The following is a 20,844-nucleotide window of genomic DNA, read 5'->3' as shown; positions in this document are numbered from 1 at the left end:
CGAGAGAAGGTGCTGGGCAAAGAACATCCTGATGTCGCCACTAGCTTGAATAATTTAGCTTTCCTGTATGACGCACAGGGAAAATATCAACAAGCCGAACCATTATATCAACGCTCCCTGGCTATTTTAGAGAAAATGCTAGGAGAGAAACATCCCTTAGTGGCCACTAGCTTGAATAATTTGGCTGCACTGTATCTAGCAAAGGGTGATATTACTCGTGCTATTGATTTCTCACAACGTGGGCTAGAAATTCAAGCACAAAATCTCAATCTAATTTTTGCTGTCGGCTCAGAACGACGAAAACAGGATTACATTAGGACTTTTTCAGGGACAACTGATGCTACTGTTTCCCTATCCCTACAAAAAGCTCGCAATAATTCAGCCGCCGCATCTCTGGCTTTAACTACTGTACTACGCCGCAAAGGGCTAGTATTAGATGCTGTAGCTGACAGCATCCAAATACTACGCGCTCAACTCGACAAAAACCCCGAAACTCAAAAATTATTCGCTCAATGGCTGCAAGTGCAACAGCAACTCGACGCATTAATCAACTCTCCGTCAAAAAAACAAATTGCTAACCTAGAAGATGAGTTAGAACAACTCGAAGCCGAAAAAGAAAAAATAGAAGCAGCAATTAGTAGTAAAAGCTCCGAATTCCGTCAGCAAATTCAACCAGTAGGATTAGCAGCTATTCAAGCCAAAATCCCCAAAGATGCAGCCTTGGTAGAGATTGTCCAGTATGAACCATATAACGCCAAAGCCAAAACAGAGGAGCAAAAATGGGGTAAACCACGTTATGCTGCGGCGGTGTTACGCTCAACTGGCGAACCCAAGTGGCTTGATTTAGGTGATGCGGCAGAAATAGATAAGTTAGCCATTGATTTTCGTTCAGCATTAGCCACTGGGAGAACATTCAAAAAACTCGCCCGCACTTTAGACGAAAAACTAATTGCACCCATCCGCCCTTTATTGGGTGATGCCAGTCATATTTTAATTTCTCCCGATGGGCAATTAACATTAATTCCCTTTGAAGCTCTGAGAGATGAGCAAGATAAATTTCTGATTCAAAATTACGCTTTTTCTTATCTCACAACTGGGCGGGATTTGTTACGCTTTCAGTCAAATGTTAACAATGCTTCTGCGCCTGTGGTGTTGGCAGATATTGATTACAATAACCAAGGACAAACAATAGCTTCTAAAAAAACAACTGGTTTACGAGGCTCTCAAAATCTTCGTTCTGGTGATTTGGCAAACTTGGAATTTGATGCTTTAGCTAATACTAAAGATGAAGCCGCAGCGATTAAACAGGTTTTACCCAATGCTAAATTGCTGTTAGGTAAAGAGGCGACAGAAACTGCGGTTAAACAATTACAAAGTCCGAGTATTTTACATTTAGCTACTCATGGTTTTTTCAGCGCTGATATTGCACAAAATCTCAACGCATCACCAGATATTGAAGAAACACCACGCCCAAAAAATATGATCCAAGTAGAAAATCCTTTGTTACGTTCTGGGTTGGCATTGGCTGGGTTTAACAAACGCAAGCAAGCGACAAATAATAATGATAATGGTGTGTTGACGGCGTTGGAGGTGGCTGGTTTAGATTTGCGTTCCAATCAATTAGTTGTGCTGTCGGCTTGTGATACTGGTAAGGGTGATATCAAAGTTGGTGATGGTGTGTATGGATTGCGCCGTGCTTTGGTTATTGCTGGTTCGCAATCTCAAGTTTTAAGTTTGTGGCTGGTGGATGATGCAGCGACGAAGGAATTAATGGTGAAGTATTATCAGAATTTACAGGCGGGTAAGGGTAGACATGAGGCTTTACGGGCTGCACAGTTGGATTTGCTAAATAGTCAAGAGTATAGCGAACCACAATATTGGGCGGCGTTTGTTCCTTCTGGTAATTGGACTCCGTTGAGTGGGAAGTAGGAGATTTAGATCACCGACTTTTTTGAAAAGTCGGTGATCTGGTTTTTTGAACGATCGCCTAAAATTAGTAAGTCTTAACCAACAAAAAGCGATCGCATTCATTCAACCATCAAACTAGATTTGATATGTCAATCAAATATCCAGAATATTGGACACACCGTCAATGGATGAGTCGGGCGTTAGAAATCGCCCAAGCCGCAGGAGATGCGGGGGAAATTCCAGTCGGTGCTGTCATAGTAGATAGTCAGGGAAATTTGATTGCTGAAGGGGAAAACCGCAAAGAACGGGACAAAGACCCCACAGCCCACGCGGAAATTGTCGCAATTAAAGCAGCGTCTCAAAGCTTAAATAGCTGGCGATTGCATGAATGCACCTTATATGTAACTTTAGAACCTTGCCCGATGTGTGCAGGTGCGATCGTTCAATCGCGTTTAAGAACACTTGTCTATGGAGTGGACGATACTAAAACTGGCGCAATTCGGACTGTTCTTAACATTCCCGATAGTGCTGCGTCTAATCATCGTCTACAAGTCTTGGCAGGCATACTAGAATCAGCTTGCCGTCAACATTTACAAGCTTGGTTTGCAACTCGCAGACTTCAACAAAAAACCACAGACAGCAAAAAAACTGTCCAATAACAACTACACAATTGATAGAAGAGAATTTACGGTTTAACTAATCACTCTTTCAGAACCCTGTACTGGGCAATTCGCAGCTACCGACATGATAAAATTCGACTTTTCCAAAGATACGTACAAGCCAAAGCCAATAGCACCGAATTCAGAAAATCATCAGGTGGCTGATGCAGCCTCACAAGTTTCTCCTTTGTTAGGGCCGATGGCGTATACTTTGGGACGGCATCTAGTTTTACCTTTGTTCTTTGGCAGAATTACAATCACAGGACAACATAATATTCCTACAACAGGGCCGATTATCCTGGCACCTACTCACCGGGCGCGTTGGGATGCTTTACTTGTCCCTTATGCGACTTCTCTGATAACTGGTGCCGATTTACGATTCATGGTGACAATCACCGAATGCCAAGGGCTACAAGGCTGGTTTGTGCGTCATTTAGGCGGGTTTCCTGTAGATCCACAACATCCAACAATCTCTACTTTAAGGCATGGAGTTTCTTTACTTCAGCAAAGAAAAACTTTAGTAATTTTTCCTGAAGGTGGTATTTTCCGTGATGGCAAGGTTCATGCTTTAAAAACAGGAATTGCCCGTTTATCTTTGAGTGCTGAAACCAATCACCCAGGACTAGGAGTCAAAATTGTGCCTATGAGTATCAATTACAGCGAACCCTATCCTAACTGGGGTACAGATGTGAACATTAACATTGGCAACCCCATCAATGTTGCAGAATACACCAATGGCTCAATTAAACAAAATGCTAAACGTCTGACAGAAGACTTAGCCAAGGAACTGCAACACTTAAATCATCAAGAATCAGAAGTCACTAGTAGTCAGTGGTCAATGGTTAATGGTCAATAATGAACAGGGAACAGGGAACAGGGAACAGGGAACAGGGAACAGGGAACAGGCAATAGTTTAGAGGGTTTTATTTCTATTTCCATATTTTCTTTGTCCTTTATTTAATTGCCAATGACTAATTCCCAACTATTTAATCTGCCGATATCTTGCGGGGCATAATCTATTAACCACAATTGCCAGCGCCCTTGACCAGATAAGGATAGTAACTGCTTGAGGGCTGGATGCGATCGCACACTATAACTCATCTGCAAGTTAGTCTTTCTACCCAAAGTCCGATTCTGTAACAATACTTGCTGATTATTCGGAGCTATTAAATAAATTTCTAAATCACCTAAAAAATCGTGAGAGATATTGACACTCACTTGAATATCTCTCACGACAATAGATTCATTAATAGCGATCGCACTTTTAACTCCCTGGCGATCGTTATCAGGAATTCCGACTTGGTTGGTATTACTTAACCGCAATTGTTGGCTAACAGGTGATGCAGTTTCTCGCATTTGCTTGGCGGCTTGGACGGCTTTAGCCGCGTTGACTTTGCCATAGCCAAACCACTGGGAATGACCATTCCCATTGTACGTACCGCCCTTTAAACTTAATTGGGGGTCAACATTAGGGTCAACGATTTTATCAGCAGTTTCTTGTAAGATGCGTTTAACTTGTTGAGCAGTTAAATCAGGATTTGCTGATAAAACTAAAGCCGCCACCCCAGCCACTACAGGCGTAGCACTAGACGTTCCGCCAAAATTACTAATAAAATCGCCTTTTTCGTAACCTGCTGCGCCTATTTGGTCTGTAGTGAACACACCCAACCCGCTAAGATAAGAAGCGATCGCAGGTTGTGTATATACATAACCCTTCGCGGGAAATGACATTCCTGGTGGAGCATTATTACTAGGCGCACACACAGCAATACTATCTCCCCAATTACTGTAAGCAGCTTTTTTATTCAAACTAGTCGAAGCAGCAACAGCCATCACATCAGGATGTACCGCAAAGCCACTGAGCCAATTTGTTTTTCCTTGTAAAATTTTATCTGGCCAATTCTGCTCCACCACAGTACCGTTAATTGGACGGTTAGCATTGCCAGCCGCAAATAAAATCACACAGCCCTTGCCATTCCTTCCTTTAGTAGCGGCACGGGTAATAGCTGCCCCTTGGCGCAAAGACAATGGGAAGTAAACAGCCGAAGCTCCCCAACTGCAAGAAATTACACTCGCCCCCTTCTCAATTGCCCAGCCAAAAATTTGCTCAACAGATTCATCATCTAAATAACCAGTAGTACGAATGGGCATGAATGCACAACCAGGGGCAACCCCAACAATTCCTGCACCATTCTCTTCTGCTACCGCTACCCCAGCACAGGCTGTGCCGTGGCTAGTTTCCTTCGCATCAGGTAACGGTAAAAAATCATTTTGTTTTAAATCTCTAGGGGCAACAACTTTACCTGAACCTTGAAAATCAGGGTGATTTAAATCAAAGGAATCATCTACCACCGCCAAAACTACAGAACGCACACCGCGCGTGATATCCCAAGCCTTTTCCACCGAGATATGCGAACCTAAGACTAATTCTTCACCGCCACTATGATTTAAGTACCACTGTTGTGTATAAAGTGGATCACGAGGTTTGTAATGGGTCTCGCTGTTAATGATAATGTTAGGTTCAGCTGCTAAAACTTCTTTTAGTCCTTGCAGTTGGTTAGTAATTTTAATTGGGTTTTCTGTGGCTTGTTTGCTAACTAAAAATACAAAAGTGTTAGATATACCAAGAACAGGTTTATCTTGAATTAAACTGTATGTGCTGGCTATAGTATTAATTCTGGCAGCTTCTACACCATCGGCAAATTGAATAGTGATTTGGTCGCCTAAGTAAACAAAAGTACCAGGATTACTTTTACTTATGTAAACATGGCTGGCAAAGGCTACATTTACAGCCCCACGGGCTTGAGCCATTGCTGTGTCTAATTGGTTAGGTGCTATCGTAAACAATTCTAGTTGCGCTTGAGGAATACTTCGCTGCCAAATGCCCCAACTTACCTGAGATAATTGTTGAGGTGTAAAATCGGTAGCTGGGCGGATGGTGAAGCGGTCTGTAGCTTTTTCTAACACTAATTCTTCACCACCGCGTTGCAAAACAACTCCCACATTGCTTGCTGGTACACCTGTGGTTGGAAGATCAGAGGAATTGATGCGATCGCTCATAGGGGACGATGGTAATTCGTATACAGAGGCACTGGGAACTCGATTAAACCGATTTTCAGTCTAAAACAAAGAAACCAAGTATATAGCTGTGTTTTATTTAAAACGAAAACAAAGTTAAGATACCCAAAGTTTCCCGTAGTATTTGTATATATTTGTCACACCAGTTTAATCCATGAAAATAGCTGCAACTGCGCCTTTAATCGGCCTCAGTTCCTTCTCAGTCATCGTCATCTTGAGTTTGCTATCACCTGCAAACGCTCAGGTACAGCTTTATAGCCAACAAGCACAGCCCATCGACCCCAATGCGCCCAATAATCTCCGTCCTGCTGCCCAAAATAATAGCCTTTTAAGCATTGAGGGAGGGGAGCGACTGATGAAAGAGGCAGAAGCAGCTGTTTCCGCCCAAAACTATGCCTTAGCCGCCAAAAAACTCCAAGAAGCAAGGCAAGTTTATAATCAGCTATCTAATTTTTATCAAGAACTAAACTCCAGCTTTTCTGGTATTGACCTGAGAGTTTCTGATTCTCAACGTCAAAAAGCTTTATTAACTGCCCAAAAGCGAGATGAAGCTACCTATCAATTAGCACTAGTACATCGCGCCCAAAATCAGCCAGAATTAGCTGTGCCATTATTAATTCAAATTGTTAAAAGTCAAAACCCTACAAGAGATTTAGGTAAAAAAGCATATCAACAGCTATTTGAATTGGGTTTTGTTGATACTCCCTACCCTAGACAAGGTAGCGGCGGTTCAACTTCTCAAAAATAAATCTTGGTCATTGGTCATTCTCCCCTGCCCCTCTGCTCCCCTGCCTCTTCTTCCTCCCTAATCTGCTAATAATAGAGAAGTAAGTTTTTTTCAGGAATTGCGATGATTAGTCCGCAGCAGATTGAAGATATGATCAAGGCGGAACTGCCAGATGCTCAGATACAAGTGCAAGACTTGACAGGTGGCGGAGACCACTATCAAGTCACTGTCGTATCATCGCAGTTTGCAGGTAAAGGACTGGTGCAGCAACATCAGTTAGTTTATGGTGCGTTGCGGCAAGCTATGTCAACTGAAGCAATTCACGCCTTGGCAGTTAAAACATTTACGCCGGAAACTTAAAAGACAACAGCCACTTCGTCAAATCAATAGTGACTAGCTATGTTGAGCATTAACTATTGATTTTTTCATATCAGTAACATAGGAAACAAAAATACCATGACACCAGAACTTCAAGAGAAAATTGATAACTTAGTCAAAGAAAACAAAATTTTGGTTTTCATGAAGGGAACTAAGTTAATGCCTCAATGTGGTTTTTCTAACAACGTTGTCCAAATTCTCAATACTTTAGGTGTTCCCTTCGAGACTATTGATGTTCTTGCTGATAGTGAAATTCGCCAAGGAATTAAAGAATATTCCGAATGGCCGACTATTCCTCAAGTTTATATTGACGGTAAATTTATCGGTGGTTCCGATATCCTCATTGAACTTTATCAAAAGGGTCAATTGCAGGAATTAGTAGAAGTTGCTCTAGCTTCATAAGTTCTACTAAAAGCCAGGAGGCAACAGGCAAAACAGCACTGTTCCTGACCTCACTTCCTCAAAAGGCAAAACTAATCTGAAATCTTACAAAAAAGCCCCTAGTAATGGGGCTTTTTTGATGGACTACGCTTCCCAAAGCAGAAAAATTACTCAGCGGTTATCAGTAAGTAGCGAATAAAAATTTTCTGCTTTTTTTTAATTCAAATCACGATATTAAACACCCCTCAGTAGAATTAACAAAATTACCACGAGTCTGAGGGGATGTTTTTCCCAGAAAAATCTCTCCCAAAATGAATACCACTATTCACTTGATCAAGACAGATAATATGTTATAATCATCTGCGTCGATCTACGGTTACTTTTAATGTTTAGAGTAAAGACATTAGTAGTAATCGTGTTGTGGTTGCGGTTCCGGTACTGCAAAATTTGAGGCATCGTACAAGTAGCGGCTGGCTTCCTCTTCTAGACGATGAATCAAATATGGCTCGATAGCGTTGCTATGTCGCAGTGCGGCTAGATATCCATCCAAATACATCCGCATATCGTCCATACGATAACCGCGATTCCATAGCTCGACGAAGGCGTCTGTGAGTCTTTGGTAATAGCGGATGGTTTGTGTGTCTTGAAGCATAACTGCTGTTTAGATCTCTTTGGAATGAGAATTGTAAATGATTAACGCTGAAATGTGAAGTGCCACTTTCGCTTTTTTTGCGTTTTTGGCATATAACTTATGCCAACGAATCTGCTTTGATCTGCCCCCTCAAGCAGCTACAGCGTATTTAGATCCTATTCCAGAAAACTGGGAAATTAATTGCTTAGTAATTGATTCTTATGATTTCTTCTCTCAACAACTTGGTGTTGGTAGCTCAGGTTAAGCTTGATCAAGCTGAATCTGCACTCTAAAGCCAAGGCTGAACGATAATTGCAGTAATGGGTGTTTGGTTGAGTAGAAGTTCTTGATCAAGTTACATTTTGCTAAAAGCAAGATGATTGTTAAGAAGAACTTTTGATAAGTCTAACAAAAATTTAAGAATATTACTAATTAACCTTGGAAATAGGCTTAGGTTGAAGATAGTGCCAACATTTCTGGGCGTAAATCTCAAACGAATTCCCATTAGAAGTAGCAAAGGCTACAAAACCTTGAGCATGAGCTTGTTACTTTGAAAGTCATCAACGCTAAGGGGTCTTACCGCCGTGGGTTCGGTTTGTATTGAAATCGTTGAGGGGAATCCCCATCTAAGGTCGTTGCTGGGTTGGCACTTGCAACAATTGGAATATAGGGTAAATCAAGCTGCCAGCATTTATCAAGCAAGGGAAGTGTTTTTAACCCATCAACCTACTCTAGTTATTCTAGATGCGGATCTGCCTGATGGAGATGGTATCGAGTTTTGCCGTTGGTTGCATCGTCAACAACAGCCTTTAATCTTAATGCTGTCTGCACGTAGCAATGAAGCGGATGTTGTCGCAGGTCTGAAGGCGGGGGCCGATGATTATCTCAGCAAACCTTTTGGAATGCAAGAATTTTTGGCTAGGGTTGAGGCGTTAATTCGCCGTAAGCGTACACCCACTGCACCAGCATACCTGGACTATGGCACTTTGCAAATTGATTTAGTGCAGCGTCGCGTCCGGTTCCAAGGGGAGTTTATTGATTTAACGCCCCAGGAATTTAGTTTGCTGTATGTATTGGCGCAAGCTGGCGGAGTTCCTTTGTCTCGGTCAGAATTGCTGCGTCGTGCTTGGCCAGATGCAATTGATAACCCGCGCACAATTGACACTCATGTTTTATCGCTACGCAAAAAAGTAGAACTTGATCCCCGCCAACCTAGTTTGATTCAAACTATTCGGAATGTGGGATACAGATTTAACATGGAAATTTTGAATGCTAATCTTCCCCAATCACAAACAAAGTTAGCAAAAGAAAGGTTTAGTAATCAACGTCCAACACTTACTACTCAACGGTGATGATATTAAGTGTTGCGTTTAGGGTGATTTATCAAATCAGAAGTTTTTAAATCCATTCTTCTGCGGCTTGGGTTTCTGCTTGGATTAAACTTGCTTGTAAACTTGCTAAGTTGACCTCTGAGGCGGGTTGGTCTGCTAACAACTGTCCTTGGTGCAGGTGTAGCAGCCTTGTACAAAACATCTGGGCTAAGTCTAACTGGTGATTGACCATCAAAATTGTAGTTTGTTGGGTTTTGGCTAGTTGAATGAAGATTTGCATCAGATGAGAGGCTTTACCCGCATCCAAGGCGGATGTTGGCTCGTCTAATAGTAGGATTTTAGGTTGGATAATTAAAGCACGAGCGATCGCAATTAATTGCTTTTGTCCAGCCGAAAGTTGTACCTCCGTCCTTCCCAACCAATCATCAGGAATTTGCAGTTGTTCCAGCCAATGACTAATTCGTTGCTGAATTGTCTGTTTGGGCATTCCACGCAAAACTAAAGGATATTCTAGGGTCTGCTGGACTGTCATCCCTAGTAGCTTTGACTCTTGCAACACCAGTGTCACCATTTGGCGCAGTTGGACAGCAGGAATTTGGTGATACTCTTGATTTTCCAGATAGATTTTGCCGCCGGTAGGTTCATTTAAGCGGTTTATCAAGCGTAGTAATGAGGTTTTGCCAGCACCAGTTACGCCAACAATAGCAATTCTTTCACCAGGGACTACCCGAAAGGAAATATTCTGTAAGATTGGGTATCCTTGGTGATTGCTTTTTAGTTTGCTAAATAGATTAACTTGCTCAAGCCTGAGTTGGGCTTGTCCAGTAAAATTATCCACAGTCTAGAAATATATAGTTTTTTTAATGCTCACGCAGAGGCGCAGAGGCAAGGCAGCGCGTTGGGCGGGTTCCCCGACTTGTAGCGACTGCCGCGCAAAGTCGCAAAGGATTTTTTCGTCTTTGCGTGAGTTTTTGAATTTAAGATAGTGTCAAAGCTGTATTAATAGTCCAAGCATCGACTAACAGCAGTAGTAATGTAAATCCAAATAGAATCGCATACATCCACGGCTGTGCTAAGGGACGGACATCTGTGGTGTCTATGCCAGTTTTGGCTTGGACGATGTTTACTAACCGCGCAAAACCTGCCACACGCATCGGTAATAAATATGCTTTACCATCTTTGCTAAGGAAATAATAAACTAACCCGCCTTGACCTGTAGAACGGGGTTTTAATTCTTTAACTTCTGACCAAAGTAAAGTCCAACCTTTACGAAAGAAACGCGGAACCCAAACAGGGTAAGTTACTTGAATTTCTTGATCGTTAACAATTACTCTTTCAGTCAACACCGCATATAGTCCGACAAAGCCGAGACAAATTCCTACCCAAAGTAGTGACGGTGGTGTAGGTGCTGCGGTTGCTGCGGCTAAAAATGGCAATGGTACTGTGAGTGCTACATATAAACTCAACAGGGTAATCCGAATCAACGGAGATAGGCGAAATATAGTTGTAGAGGTATTAGCTGAGTTGGCTGTCACGGTTCCATGAAGATAGGTGCTTTCAGTTTTATCCTAACGGGACTTAGACAAAAAGTTTTAGCTGATGGGTTATTAAATCCCATCAGCCTGATTATCTATTGTTTCATCAACAAAGGAACGTAATGAGTCTACATCTGTGTTTGCACGTTCTTGCTGATACCAGAATGCAGGCACATTATCAGAAGCACGAGCAAAGATAACCAAGCGTTTACAATTAAAACACTCGTAAGCTTCCTGAAACTTTGGCTTTGGTTTTATGGAAAGTAAAAGTTCGTAGACTTGTTGTTCAAAATCTTCATCTGATTGAGCTTGCTGATGTGCAGTAACTAAATTATCAGCAAGCTTTTCAATTAATGGCTCCCAAATCAGATGAAAACTCTGCCGATTTGGAATTGGAGATAAATTAATTAGTTCACCACACAAACATTTTATTTTAGGCATATCAATTTCTAATCCAAACGGCTCTATGGTAAATACTTCTGTACTACAGTCCAGCCAGTCCAGGATACCCAAGCAAAGGCGGCGAAAAGAATAATATTTATAGTGATGTGTAAAGTTCTTATCCAAGGTTGTCTGGGGCTAATTTGAGTTGCACTGACAGCAGAGAGCAAAACTAAAAATACTACTATTAGCCCAGCGCTTAGGTGTGATGAATGCCCTAAAGAACCAAAGTGGCCTAATGTGCCGATAATACCGATCGCCAATAACAATAACACTAGACTCACCATACTAATGCCCATTGCATAGTGGAGCGATCGCACTCCCCCACGACTCACAGGGAATCCTGGAAAGCTAGGCAAAGTCTGGGAAGTTCGAGATTGCCACATCCATATACCAGTACAAGCTAACATGACATACGCTAACAGCGATAATCCCATCGACCAAGCGGCGATTTTCCATAGCCAGATAAAAGAGGGTAGGTGCATAAAGTATGAAGTGTGAAATTTGAAATTAAATCCTTTTGACAAAGGACAAATGACTGATGACAACCCTCCATAACAATAGAAAAGGTTGCTGATATCAGCAACCTTAAATTTTTTTTGATCAAATTTTTTATTTTAATCAAGCAATGATTAACCAGCAATTGTTAAAGGTTTTGTGGTATCTCCCCTTTTGGTATTAATTGATTGGACTATGGGTTTTTTACTGATAGGGTCGAGAGTAACTGAGTCGGTATTAAAGTCACTACTGCTTGGTTCATGAATCGCCAGGCGATCGCACGGAATTGTATCCGATAAAATTGCACTGGCCATCATCCCCGTATGAATCTCCATATGAGCTTCTGGTGGGGCTTCAAAAACGAGGCGCTGCCCAGGAAACACAACCCTTTCAAAGTACCAGTTAGAGATGTTAGAAATGCGAGCTACCTGGATTTTGCTTGTGGCATTAATGTAGCAGCAGAGAATTTTCCCCGATTGCTCAGGTGGTAGAGAATCTAGTATTTGAGCCATAACTGCCGAGGAGCTTTACGCCAAACATTGTATATTACACCAGCCCAGACTAACACCGGCTGATCCCCAGTTGCTGTAACTCCGACTACCAACTGAAAATTTCTACGTTATTTCTATCTAAAGATATGTTCAAGTTATGAAAAATTTATAATATAAATCCATTTTTAAAAAATTATACACTATTAAGTAAAATTTTTAATTGTTTTCTTTGGTAACAAATTTGTCTTAGATATTAATTAACTATCAATGGAGGATGTGACATCTTCTTCTAGCTTGTATCTTTATTGTCATGAGTTTATGTTTGCTTCTATGCCCCATGAGATAGCAAGGGATCATCGCTTAATGATTAAACTCAATGTTATGGTAAAGATATATGAACAATTTATTCATAAAACAATCTCTCCTGCTTGATGTCTAGCAAATTTAGCTATTTCCGTCATTCCCAACCGGAAAAAGTTTAAATCACAAAATGGCTTGAATGTCAAACTGGATTTTCATAAATGATAAGACTAGCCAAAACCACATTTCTCTGTTAACAGTATCTCTCGCTTTCTTTAAAGAATGGCAAGATGGAGGTTAAAACACCGATGATCGAAAATCGCATTCTCTACGTTCGCCTTCCTTGTAACCCCATCTTTCCCATTGGGGTAGTTTATCTTTGTGATCATGTCCACAAGCTATTCCCGACTATCGAACAGCGGATTTTCGATTTGGGGACAGTCCCACCTTTAGACTATGCTACGGCTTTAGATAGCTGTATCGATGAATTTAAACCAACACTACTAGTATTCTCTTGGCGGGATATTCAGATTTATGCGCCAGTTGGAGGACGTGGCGGAAACCCACTGCAAAACGCCTTTGAATTTTATTACGCCAAAAATCCGCTGATTAAACTACGTGGTGCATTGGGTGGTTTACGCATCTTCATTGCCTACTATGTAGAATTGTGGCGTAATTTGGGATTAATCAAACGCGGTTTAAAACGCGCCCAAAGATACTACACTGATGCGCGTGCAGTTGTTGGGGGTGGTGCAGTTAGCGTATTTTACGAACAGTTGGGTAAAAGCTTACCTTCCGGAACAGTTATTTCTGTAGGTGAAGGCGAAACTCTACTAGAAAAATTGCTAAGTGGAAGAGAAATTAGTGATGAACGCTGCTATGTAGTGGGAGAAAGTAAACCACGCCAACGTCTGATTCACGAACAACCTACCCCACTACAAAAAACCGCTTGTAACTACGACTATATTGAGAGTGTCTGGCCAGAGTTTAACTATTATCTGCAAGACCAAGACTTTTATATAGGTGTCCAAACCAAGCGCGGTTGTCCTCATAATTGCTGCTACTGTGTCTACACTGTTGTTGAGGGTAAACAAGTACGGATAAATCCCGCAGAGGAAGTTGTAGCGGAAATTCGGCAATTATATAATCGCGGTGTACGGAACTTTTGGTTTACCGATGCTCAATTTATCCCAGCGCGGAGATATATCAATGATGCCATCGAACTATTACAGGCGATCATTGATTCTGGAATGACAGATATTCATTGGGCAGCATACATCAGAGCCGACAACTTAACACCCGAATTATGCGACTTGATGGCAAAAACCGGGATGAACTATTTTGAAATCGGCATTACCAGTGGTTCTCAAGAACTTGTACGCAAAATGCGGATGGGGTATAACTTGCGGACAGTTTTGCAAAACTGTCGTGATTTGAAAGCAGCCGGGTTTAATGATTTAGTTTCTGTTAATTACTCCTTTAATGTCATTGACGAACGTCCAGAAACTATTCGCCAAACCATCGCCTATCACCGCGAACTAGAAAAAATATTTGGTGCGGATAAAGTCGAACCCGCTATCTTCTTTATTGGACTGCAACCCCATACCCATTTAGAAGAATATGCCTTTCAAGAAGGTATTCTCAAACCAGGGTACAATCCTATGAGCTTGATGCCGTGGACAGCTAAAAAACTGCTGTGGAACCCCGAACCTCTGGGTTCTTTCTTTGGCGAAGTCTGCTTACAAGCTTGGCGACAAAATCCCAATGACTTCGGACGAGAAGTTATGAAGATTTTAGAAGAAAGGTTAGGTTGTGCTGATTTAGAAGCTGCACTCTCCGCACCAATCGATATCAAGGAAAAACAATTAACAGGCGTATCATAGAAGACACCGTAATAGAAGAGGTTAGGAACTGAGAAATTAACATTGCTGAATAATTCTTTACTCTTAAGTTCTAGTCCCTAGCCTCTAGCCTCTAGCCTCTTATAAAACTCCAAGCCCATGTTAGAAGGTTCAATTTTACAACAGCTGGAAACAGCCCATCGTCATAGCACCAGACCAATTCGGTTTGGGGTGTATTATAAAAACACTTTAGTTGCTTTGTGTCATGCTCTAGAAGACCACATTTTGTCCGATCAAGGCCAGCCTCTTGTAATTACAGCTTTCCAGCGGGGGAAATGGTATTTACAAGAAGCCGAAAGATATGCAGACATAGCTAAATGCAGCCGGGAAATTGCCATAATGGCATCACCAGATGGGGGCTTTGCGGAACATCCTACCAGCCAATTACCTAATGTAGATTTAGTAGCATTAGATTCATCTGACCCAGTGGCGCAGGAATGGCATTTAATTATTCTGTCGCCAGAATACACAGCAATGGTACTTTGTCAAGAACTATCAGAAGCTGATTATGGTGTAGGTGGGCTACCAGATTCCGATTTAGAACGGAAATTCTATGGTTTGTGGACATTTGAACCGGAGTTAGTTAAAGAAACATCCCAATTAGCGATCGCTCATATTCAACAATACAACCCAGAACTAGCGGCAAAACTCACAGATCATCAACAATCAATTCAGTCTCGTCTGGTTGCACCAGAAGACTTAAGTACAGTTGTCTCTCGTGTAGTCGATTACCTGCAAACAGGTCAAGAAAACTTATCTATTCCTACAGCACTGCGTCAACAAGCTTTAGACCGTAACTTGGTTTCTAACGAAATCCAAGCATTTTTGCGGATGGCGCAGTTGATAGATTTTGCCGATATCAAAAACCCAATGGCAGCTGCGGAAGTCGTCGCCCTTTCCGAAGCAATGGCACAGTTGGTAGAACTACCAGCTTGGCAAATAAAAAGATTGCGGCTGGCAGCTTTATTACACCGCATAGATCCGCTACAAAAAGCTGAAAGCGTTCTTACTCCGGGGACATCCGCGCGTTACACAGAACAAGCCCCTAGTTGTCCTTTAACTTGTCCTTTAGTACCAGGCGCACAGGTATTGCGAACTATGCCCAGGCTACGGGCAGTTGCTCAACTTATCACTCACCAAACCGAGTGGTGGGATGGGACAGGAGAACCAGCAGGTTTAGCTGGAGATGAAATTCCATTAGAATCGAGAATTTTAGCCTTGATTGCGGAATTTCAATGGCGAGTCAATCAAATTAAATCATCTAATCAAAGTCGAGAAGAAATATTTGCTCAAGCTTTAGAACAATGCCGACAGCAACAATCAACCCGCTTTGACCCTAAACTAATAGATGCCTTAACTTTGTTAGTTATGGGTTTGCAACAAGGACTTGATTTGCCTGTGATGACAAGCAAAGCCAGCAACGGTATATGGTTATTAGATACTCGCTGGGATAGCCATAGCAAGAGTAATGAGGAGATTGGTAGTTACCCCAAATGAATATAGAAGCCATTAAATCAGGAACCCTTAAACAACTCCCAGGGGTTAACTTAGAAGATGAAGAACTTGGTCAACTTGATTTAAGCCGGATTAATCTTGCTGGTGCTACCCTTATTGGCACTAATTTTAAGGGTTCCAAACTTGAAGGTGGGCATTTAGAAGGAGCCAATTTAATGGGGGCGAACTTGCAAGAAACTGACTTGCGGGCGAACCTGATGGGAGCCAATTTGATGCAAGCCGACTTAACCAGTGCTGACTTGCGTGGTAGCAATTTACGCGGCGCTAACTTAATGGGCGCAACCCTGAGTGATGTATCTTTAGCGGGTGCTTTTTTGAGTGGCGCGAATCTAATGAATGTCAATTTACAAGGCGTTGACTTACGCAGTGCTGACTTACGTGGTGCTAACTTGAGTGGCGCGAATCTCAAAGGCGCAGACTTAAGCCGTGCTGATTTGCAAGGAACGCTGTTGAGTGAGGCGAATCTTGAAGAAACTGACTTACGGGGGGCGAATTTGGCGGGGTCAAATTTGACAGGCGCTAACTTACTGTGTGCCGAGTTAGAAGGAGCAAATTTAAGCGGAGTTAAATTAGATAAAGCTTGTTTGGTGGGTACGGTGTTAGAAATGGGTGATTGAAGATGGTTATTCCAAACTTCAACAAGTCCCTAAAACAACTCGACCATTTTCATGATCTAATTTGACTATTATTGCCTTTATATGGTCATTAATTTTGAAAAGCTGGTTTGGATGATCAACTGATGGATAGAATATTTTTGAGGTTGGCAACAAAGCATATAGATCTCCAATATCAACATACACACCATAGTCTCTGATACGTCGTATAGTGCCGCTAACAATTTGACCAACCTCCAATTGTCTTATTCTAATTGAAACAGCACAATGGAGCAGTGTTAAACTATCATACTCCTCTCTAACTTCTATAATCTTGAGTGGAAGTTCCTCCCCTACTACTAATTCCTCCCTATGTTTATCAACATAAGTACGAATGAATCCGCGTAAACCCTCAATTTTCACTAATGCGCCGCGCAAAGTTTTTCCAAGAATTTTTCCATATACTGTTACGTCTTCAGTTTGCAATTGCCGTACTCTTTCCCATGCTGTTTGCATGTCTAGTTTGCGAATTGAAAAAGAAACTTTTGGAGGATGTTCTTGAGCCTACATTCCGCAGGTCTATCAGGTCAAAAGATAATATTTTCGGCAAGGTGCACCGAGAAACTGGAGAATCCAACGTCGTTCATCAGTAAGATTAGCAATCTGTCTAAAGCCAGCGATCGTTATCAAATGAATCGACATAAAACACTGAAAGACCCAACGGAGAGTGGGAGTGCTAGTCGGCTTACCCAACTGATTACTGATAGTTTGTTTTGCTGTTTCCAGGGCTTGACGCAGTGCCTTTTGCCCTAAACTGTAAACCAATAAACACAGACCCATCACCATTGCCAATGCTGCTACCCGTTCGGGAGAGTTGAGGAAGACGCTGCTGGTAAAAAACAGAGGGTCTTTGAGGAAACGAAAACCGCGTTCTGTAGATTGTTGAGCCTTGTACTGCAAGAGCAAGTCATCGCCAGTCAACTCGTTAGTATCTGTAACATTAGTCGCTAAAATGAAGCGACCTGCACGTAATTGTTCGATAGCAATGGCTTGAGGTTTTGGAACCACAGAAGCACGAATTTGATAACAGTAGTGAGTGTGTTGGGTATTTTTGCCTGGTCTACCGGGTTTGCGGTGACGATGGTGTTCAATAATCTCCACGTCTTGGAGTTGATGAAAGCGTAGCTGACTACTCAATAAATTTGCGGCTTTCAATGCATCTGCTGCACAAGCGAACTCTTGCTGTGATAACTGCCGTAGTTGAGACTGGGCTTTGTCCAGTTGCTTGGCTAGACGTTTTTCTAATTGCTTTAAATCCGCGCTTTTACGAGCTTCACTCTCGACGACTAACCAACGCTGCTTCACTGCGGCATAATCACTACAACACTCAGCAATCTGGTATCCTGCGATTGCACTGTTGACAAATGCTTCCTGACTCATGTTGTCTAAGAGAAATTGTGCTGCCGCTAAGGTGGCTGGCACTCTTGATAGCCAGCGTAAAGAATCCATCTGTTTGATGTTCTGTTCACAGTAAAGAGCGGCATCTGCCACAAACAAGGCATCTATCTCCCACTGTTGCCTAAACTCTTTGAGAATTCGGGCAAATGCCGCCGAGTCAGCTTCATTTCCATCTGCAACTCTCAGATATAAAGGGATATCTCCATCCCCACTGCACATTAAGTCCAATATAAATTGTTTGAGATCCGGTCGATGGTCTCGTGAATAACCATAGGTAATTTCAATTGCTCTTTCCTCTGTTGCGTCTTCATCTGTGGTGCTGACGTATTCTCCATGCACATGAAATGAACTGGAGTCTAGGTGCAAACTGTCTTTTTTTACCCCAAACTTTTGGGCTGCTGCCAACGCTACTGTGACGAATACTTGTGTTAATCCTGCCTCATATAGCTTATCCAATACTCTCCCTAAACGGTCATCGTTGAGATGTTCTGGACTTATCCCCTCACCCAATAGGTGCTCTGTGGCTTTGCCTACAAAAAACTTTTCAAACAAATACAGTGGCGCACTGACCAAGCCCAAGCCATTGAGAATCATCGCCTTTACTGCTTGACCTGGACTGACTATTTCTTGATGATGTATGCCTAGTATTTGGTTGATTTGTTCTACCAAACACATTTGGTCAATTATGCCTGCCACTATCCCGCAGTGGTCAATATCTTGTACTCTTATTTCTGATGCTGATGATGTCATTTATCAAAAATACCATCAATCTCTTCACTTACCTGCGGAATGTCGGCTCTATTAGTGGCACATAAGCTAGTTGATCCGCATCAAAATCAACTAAAACACCTGTAGGTTCCAGCTTAATGATTTTTCCAGTAATATTATCACCGATTTGAAAGCTATCTAAACCAAAGCTCATAGGATAGTGGGCTTAAGATAACTAATTATAGAAACAATTTAGTGAATTTATCTTATCAAAGGTGCGATCGCCTGACTTGCCTACTCATCCATAGCGCCAAAATACTCATCAAAAATAACCCCATCAAACCCATCAAAGGATTTTGATATACTCCAGTCACCCAATTAGGCACTACACCAGTATATTGAACCAATCCACCAACATTAATAATGTAGTAGCCGCCAACTAAACCACCATGTAAACCAATTGGTAAACCTAAACGTCCCCTACGCCAACGCTTTGCCCATACCTGCGTTAACCCTAAAACTACCAAAGCCGGGAACTGCGGTAGAGTTTGAATAATTGCTTCTAATGGCTTAATAAAATGCAAAGTCGCAAATACAACAGCATCCGTCCATAGTGCAACATGCTTGTTATAGTCGCGTTCTAGTTCATCAAGCAACCAACCGCGAAATAATAACTCCTCGGCAAATCCAACAGCCAAGCCAACAACTAAACCTTCTATAACTATTTTTAATAAGAAAACTTTCGGCTGTTGCCATACCAACCAACCTAAAATACTTTCTATGCCAAAAAGTATCCAAATATTAGTGAAACCTATAGCCAAGCCCCGCAGCAAATCTATCCTGTTGTGTCGCGTGGTGTCTAAGCCATAATGCTGCAATATCTTTGGTTGCTGGTAGACATACTTACCCCACAACTTCAAAAGTAAAATAAATTCTGCATACAGCAAAACCATTGTCAAAATACTTACTAAGTTAGCATCACGTACTAGTAAGTAAATTGGGGCAGCAAAAGGCAACCATAGCAGCAACAGCATTAAAATAAAACAACCTAACCGAATAGGGGCAGGGCGTTGAGCTAAACGAACAAGGTTGTTTTTCATACTAATTAGTTAAAATACCAAGCTGGGCGATTAGAAATCGCGGCTATACAAACAAAGTCCGCCTGCGCGGACTCATTTTAAATCTAATCTTTTTAACCTGCGGAGACGGGCTTTATTTTTGTAGCCAGTTTTAGTGTTAGGCACAATACAAATGACCAATGACCAATGACAAATGACCAATGACTATTCATCAGGTTCAATACTGCTGGATAAACCGTGAGTTTTCAATGTTTCACAGTAAAATTCAGCGTGTTCTAGAGCGCAGGTAATGACTAAAGCTAACCCGTTAGTATGGGCTTCCATCATGATGCTCACAGCTTGGGGCTGAGTAAGACTCGGCACGGTGGTTAATAGCGTCTGCACCACGTACTCCATCGAGTTGTAGTCGTCGTTGTGGAGCAAAACGCGATATCGAGGGGCGAGCTTGCGGGATGTGGAACTCTTCTCAATGGTTTCGACTGACACGGTTCTTTGCTCTTGTTTCGATAATTTACTACAACGGAATGCCTATTGGCGATCGCTTAACAGCTTAACAGTTATTCACTTATTTTATAACATTAAATTCTAAACTCTCTCTTCGCTAAAGGTTTGTTCTCAAGACAGCCCCCATAGCGTCTATGTGAATGATAGAGTATTCTCGCAATTAAAATGAGAAAAGGTACACAATTATCTTCGCCACGGCTTTAGCTACATAATTATGGATACACGCCCAGAATTTCAACCAGGACAAATTGTGTCTTTAGAGTATGGGGACAAAAATTTGTACGCGGAAGTGATTGAAGTTGTCGTGTCTCGTCAGTTGTGTTGGGTACGTCCTTTACTGCTGGCAAACCATACTCAAGAACCACCATTAATTACAGACTTGCGAGACGCATCTGATTTGCTTTGGCCTATCCAATTATTTCGCCCTGCTTTAGACACAGAAGTAATTACTCTGTTGAGTCAGGTTTTAGTCAAAGAACCAAAAGGCGAACCAGACTTAATCGCTAAACAGCAACTCCATCAGTTTATTCAGCAGATGTGGCAAGGTAGAAAGTCTGAAGTCTGAAATTTGATAGTTCCGTGTTGAATAATTTTGAGATGATTTTACCTCACAGAGAAGGACACTTGCGTGGGCGGCTCTGCCGAGTTGAGCAAAGTGTCCGTCGCGCGAAGGCGCAGAGAGGTTAATGAGTTAGTTTGAGATTTAAATTCATTTAGTCTTATCCTGG

23 protein-coding genes are annotated in these 20,844 nt (G+C 41.9%); 11 read left to right on the top strand and 12 right to left on the bottom strand.

Going from position 1 to position 20,844, the window contains the following annotated elements; genetic code table 11:
* The 3 genes from NCWK1_RS09990 to NCWK1_RS09980 all read left to right on the top strand — a co-directional run.
* Positions 1–1,929: CHAT domain-containing tetratricopeptide repeat protein (locus NCWK1_RS09990; RefSeq protein ID WP_103124609.1), on the top strand; the 1,929-nt coding region annotated here is incomplete at its 5' end.
* A 125-nt stretch (positions 1,930–2,054) separates the two neighbouring features.
* Positions 2,055–2,567: a tRNA adenosine(34) deaminase TadA gene (gene tadA, locus NCWK1_RS09985; RefSeq protein ID WP_187308109.1), complete on the top strand. Its 513-nt coding sequence runs from the start codon at positions 2,055–2,057 to the stop codon at positions 2,565–2,567.
* An 85-nt stretch (positions 2,568–2,652) separates the two neighbouring features.
* Complete coding sequence (locus tag NCWK1_RS09980; RefSeq protein ID WP_096575212.1) at positions 2,653–3,423, top strand: lysophospholipid acyltransferase family protein; 771 nt, start codon at positions 2,653–2,655, stop codon at positions 3,421–3,423.
* Between the two features lie 101 nt (positions 3,424–3,524).
* On the opposite strand, the gene NCWK1_RS09975 is transcribed toward NCWK1_RS09980, so the two are convergent.
* The gene (locus NCWK1_RS09975; RefSeq protein ID WP_103124608.1) at positions 3,525–5,627 is read right to left on the bottom strand and encodes a S8 family serine peptidase; all 2,103 of its coding nucleotides are present in this window, start codon (positions 5,625–5,627) and stop codon (positions 3,525–3,527) included.
* Between the two features lie 172 nt (positions 5,628–5,799).
* On the opposite strand from NCWK1_RS09975, the gene NCWK1_RS09970 reads away from it, so the two are divergent.
* The 3 genes from NCWK1_RS09970 (at position 5,800) to grxD (ending at position 7,152) form a co-directional block, all read left to right on the top strand.
* Positions 5,800–6,393, top strand: coding sequence for a hypothetical protein (locus NCWK1_RS09970; RefSeq protein ID WP_096575208.1), 594 nt, complete (start codon positions 5,800–5,802; stop codon positions 6,391–6,393).
* A 102-nt stretch (positions 6,394–6,495) separates the two neighbouring features.
* On the top strand, positions 6,496–6,732 hold the full coding sequence (locus NCWK1_RS09965) for a BolA family protein (RefSeq protein WP_096575206.1): 237 nt from the start codon (positions 6,496–6,498) through the stop codon (positions 6,730–6,732).
* 96 nt (positions 6,733–6,828) lie between these two features.
* A complete protein-coding gene (gene grxD, locus NCWK1_RS09960; protein ID WP_096575204.1) occupies positions 6,829–7,152 on the top strand; it encodes a Grx4 family monothiol glutaredoxin in 324 nt (107 codons plus the stop codon).
* Positions 7,153–7,534: 382 nt separating this feature from the next.
* Here the strand turns inward: grxD and NCWK1_RS09955 are convergent, their stop codons facing one another.
* Positions 7,535–7,783: a DUF6761 family protein gene (locus tag NCWK1_RS09955; protein ID WP_103124607.1), complete on the bottom strand. Its 249-nt coding sequence runs from the start codon at positions 7,781–7,783 to the stop codon at positions 7,535–7,537.
* A gap of 563 nt (positions 7,784–8,346) precedes the next feature.
* Here NCWK1_RS09955 and NCWK1_RS09950 point away from each other — a divergent pair.
* Positions 8,347–9,114 carry a response regulator transcription factor gene (locus NCWK1_RS09950; protein ID WP_062296855.1) on the top strand — a complete coding sequence of 256 codons (768 nt, stop codon included), beginning with the start codon at positions 8,347–8,349 and terminating at the stop codon, positions 9,112–9,114.
* Between the two features lie 46 nt (positions 9,115–9,160).
* On the opposite strand, the gene NCWK1_RS09945 is transcribed toward NCWK1_RS09950, so the two are convergent.
* The 5 genes from NCWK1_RS09945 to NCWK1_RS09925 form a co-directional block, all read right to left on the bottom strand.
* Positions 9,161–9,931, bottom strand: coding sequence for an ABC transporter ATP-binding protein (locus NCWK1_RS09945; RefSeq protein WP_103124606.1), 771 nt, complete (start codon positions 9,929–9,931; stop codon positions 9,161–9,163).
* 139 nt (positions 9,932–10,070) lie between these two features.
* A complete protein-coding gene (locus NCWK1_RS09940; RefSeq protein WP_103124605.1) occupies positions 10,071–10,628 on the bottom strand; it encodes a hypothetical protein in 558 nt (185 codons plus the stop codon).
* Positions 10,629–10,700: 72 nt separating this feature from the next.
* Positions 10,701–11,069: a hypothetical protein gene (locus tag NCWK1_RS09935; protein ID WP_103124604.1), complete on the bottom strand. Its 369-nt coding sequence runs from the start codon at positions 11,067–11,069 to the stop codon at positions 10,701–10,703.
* A gap of 23 nt (positions 11,070–11,092) precedes the next feature.
* Positions 11,093–11,554 carry a DUF4079 domain-containing protein gene (locus NCWK1_RS09930; protein ID WP_103124603.1) on the bottom strand — a complete coding sequence of 154 codons (462 nt, stop codon included), beginning with the start codon at positions 11,552–11,554 and terminating at the stop codon, positions 11,093–11,095.
* Positions 11,555–11,701: 147 nt separating this feature from the next.
* Positions 11,702–12,079, bottom strand: coding sequence for a DUF1830 domain-containing protein (locus NCWK1_RS09925; RefSeq protein ID WP_096575191.1), 378 nt, complete (start codon positions 12,077–12,079; stop codon positions 11,702–11,704).
* Between the two features lie 569 nt (positions 12,080–12,648).
* Here NCWK1_RS09925 and NCWK1_RS09920 point away from each other — a divergent pair.
* From NCWK1_RS09920 to NCWK1_RS09910, 3 genes are all read left to right on the top strand, one after another.
* The gene (locus NCWK1_RS09920; protein ID WP_103124602.1) at positions 12,649–14,241 is read left to right on the top strand and encodes a photosystem II high light acclimation radical SAM protein; all 1,593 of its coding nucleotides are present in this window, start codon (positions 12,649–12,651) and stop codon (positions 14,239–14,241) included.
* 117 nt (positions 14,242–14,358) lie between these two features.
* The gene (locus tag NCWK1_RS09915; protein ID WP_103124601.1) at positions 14,359–15,756 is read left to right on the top strand and encodes a DICT sensory domain-containing protein; all 1,398 of its coding nucleotides are present in this window, start codon (positions 14,359–14,361) and stop codon (positions 15,754–15,756) included.
* Positions 15,753–16,391, top strand: a complete 639-nt coding sequence (locus NCWK1_RS09910; protein ID WP_103124600.1) for a pentapeptide repeat-containing protein — start codon at positions 15,753–15,755, stop codon at positions 16,389–16,391. Before NCWK1_RS09915 ends, NCWK1_RS09910 begins: the two co-directional genes overlap by 4 nt.
* Before the next feature lie 18 nt (positions 16,392–16,409).
* Here NCWK1_RS09910 and NCWK1_RS09905 read toward each other — a convergent pair whose 3' ends face one another.
* The 5 genes from NCWK1_RS09905 to clpS form a co-directional block, all read right to left on the bottom strand.
* On the bottom strand, positions 16,410–16,883 hold the full coding sequence (locus NCWK1_RS09905; protein ID WP_103124599.1) for a S1 RNA-binding domain-containing protein: 474 nt from the start codon (positions 16,881–16,883) through the stop codon (positions 16,410–16,412).
* Between the two features lie 66 nt (positions 16,884–16,949).
* A complete protein-coding gene (locus tag NCWK1_RS09900; RefSeq protein WP_103123620.1) occupies positions 16,950–18,575 on the bottom strand; it encodes an IS1634 family transposase in 1,626 nt (541 codons plus the stop codon).
* Positions 18,576–18,603: 28 nt separating this feature from the next.
* A complete protein-coding gene (locus NCWK1_RS09895) occupies positions 18,604–18,747 on the bottom strand; it encodes a hypothetical protein (protein WP_187308108.1) in 144 nt (47 codons plus the stop codon).
* Positions 18,748–18,802: 55 nt separating this feature from the next.
* The gene (locus tag NCWK1_RS09890) at positions 18,803–19,633 is read right to left on the bottom strand and encodes a CPBP family intramembrane glutamic endopeptidase (protein WP_103124598.1); all 831 of its coding nucleotides are present in this window, start codon (positions 19,631–19,633) and stop codon (positions 18,803–18,805) included.
* 183 nt (positions 19,634–19,816) lie between these two features.
* Positions 19,817–20,098, bottom strand: coding sequence for an ATP-dependent Clp protease adapter ClpS (gene clpS, locus NCWK1_RS09885; RefSeq protein WP_096575181.1), 282 nt, complete (start codon positions 20,096–20,098; stop codon positions 19,817–19,819).
* Positions 20,099–20,330: 232 nt separating this feature from the next.
* Between clpS and NCWK1_RS09880 the strand changes: the two genes are divergently transcribed.
* Positions 20,331–20,681: a hypothetical protein gene (locus tag NCWK1_RS09880; RefSeq protein WP_096575179.1), complete on the top strand. Its 351-nt coding sequence runs from the start codon at positions 20,331–20,333 to the stop codon at positions 20,679–20,681.
* Positions 20,682–20,844 lie beyond the last annotated feature (163 nt).

The sequence above is a fragment of the Nostoc cycadae WK-1 genome, assembly GCF_002897135.1.
Classification (GTDB): Bacteria; Cyanobacteriota; Cyanobacteriia; order Cyanobacteriales; family Nostocaceae; genus Nostoc_B.
The sequence above is the reverse complement of the archived record's forward strand: the minus strand, read 5'-3'. Positions and strand labels throughout refer to the sequence as shown.

Excerpts from the sequence above, each read along its gene's own strand:
- grxD (WP_096575204.1), top strand. The coding sequence starts at position 6,829 with ATGACACCAGAACTTCAAGAGAAAATTGATAACTTAGTCAAAGAAAAC.
- NCWK1_RS09970 (WP_096575208.1), top strand. The coding sequence starts at position 5,800 with ATGAAAATAGCTGCAACTGCGCCTTTAATCGGCCTCAGTTCCTTCTCA.
- NCWK1_RS09935 (WP_103124604.1), bottom strand. The coding sequence starts at position 11,069 with ATGCCTAAAATAAAATGTTTGTGTGGTGAACTAATTAATTTATCTCCA.
- NCWK1_RS09910 (WP_103124600.1), top strand. The coding sequence starts at position 15,753 with ATGAATATAGAAGCCATTAAATCAGGAACCCTTAAACAACTCCCAGGG.
- NCWK1_RS09900 (WP_103123620.1), bottom strand. The coding sequence starts at position 18,575 with ATGACATCATCAGCATCAGAAATAAGAGTACAAGATATTGACCACTGC.
- NCWK1_RS09930 (WP_103124603.1), bottom strand. The coding sequence starts at position 11,554 with ATGCACCTACCCTCTTTTATCTGGCTATGGAAAATCGCCGCTTGGTCG.
- tadA (WP_187308109.1), top strand. The coding sequence starts at position 2,055 with ATGTCAATCAAATATCCAGAATATTGGACACACCGTCAATGGATGAGT.
- NCWK1_RS09980 (WP_096575212.1), top strand. The coding sequence starts at position 2,653 with ATGATAAAATTCGACTTTTCCAAAGATACGTACAAGCCAAAGCCAATA.
- NCWK1_RS09965 (WP_096575206.1), top strand. The coding sequence starts at position 6,496 with ATGATTAGTCCGCAGCAGATTGAAGATATGATCAAGGCGGAACTGCCA.
- NCWK1_RS09890 (WP_103124598.1), bottom strand. The coding sequence starts at position 19,633 with ATGAAAAACAACCTTGTTCGTTTAGCTCAACGCCCTGCCCCTATTCGG.
- NCWK1_RS09915 (WP_103124601.1), top strand. The coding sequence starts at position 14,359 with ATGTTAGAAGGTTCAATTTTACAACAGCTGGAAACAGCCCATCGTCAT.
- NCWK1_RS09925 (WP_096575191.1), bottom strand. The coding sequence starts at position 12,079 with ATGGCTCAAATACTAGATTCTCTACCACCTGAGCAATCGGGGAAAATT.
- NCWK1_RS09905 (WP_103124599.1), bottom strand. The coding sequence starts at position 16,883 with ATGCAAACAGCATGGGAAAGAGTACGGCAATTGCAAACTGAAGACGTA.
- NCWK1_RS09895 (WP_187308108.1), bottom strand. The coding sequence starts at position 18,747 with ATGAGCTTTGGTTTAGATAGCTTTCAAATCGGTGATAATATTACTGGA.
- NCWK1_RS09880 (WP_096575179.1), top strand. The coding sequence starts at position 20,331 with ATGGATACACGCCCAGAATTTCAACCAGGACAAATTGTGTCTTTAGAG.
- NCWK1_RS09955 (WP_103124607.1), bottom strand. The coding sequence starts at position 7,783 with ATGCTTCAAGACACACAAACCATCCGCTATTACCAAAGACTCACAGAC.
- NCWK1_RS09975 (WP_103124608.1), bottom strand. The coding sequence starts at position 5,627 with ATGAGCGATCGCATCAATTCCTCTGATCTTCCAACCACAGGTGTACCA.
- NCWK1_RS09920 (WP_103124602.1), top strand. The coding sequence starts at position 12,649 with ATGGAGGTTAAAACACCGATGATCGAAAATCGCATTCTCTACGTTCGC.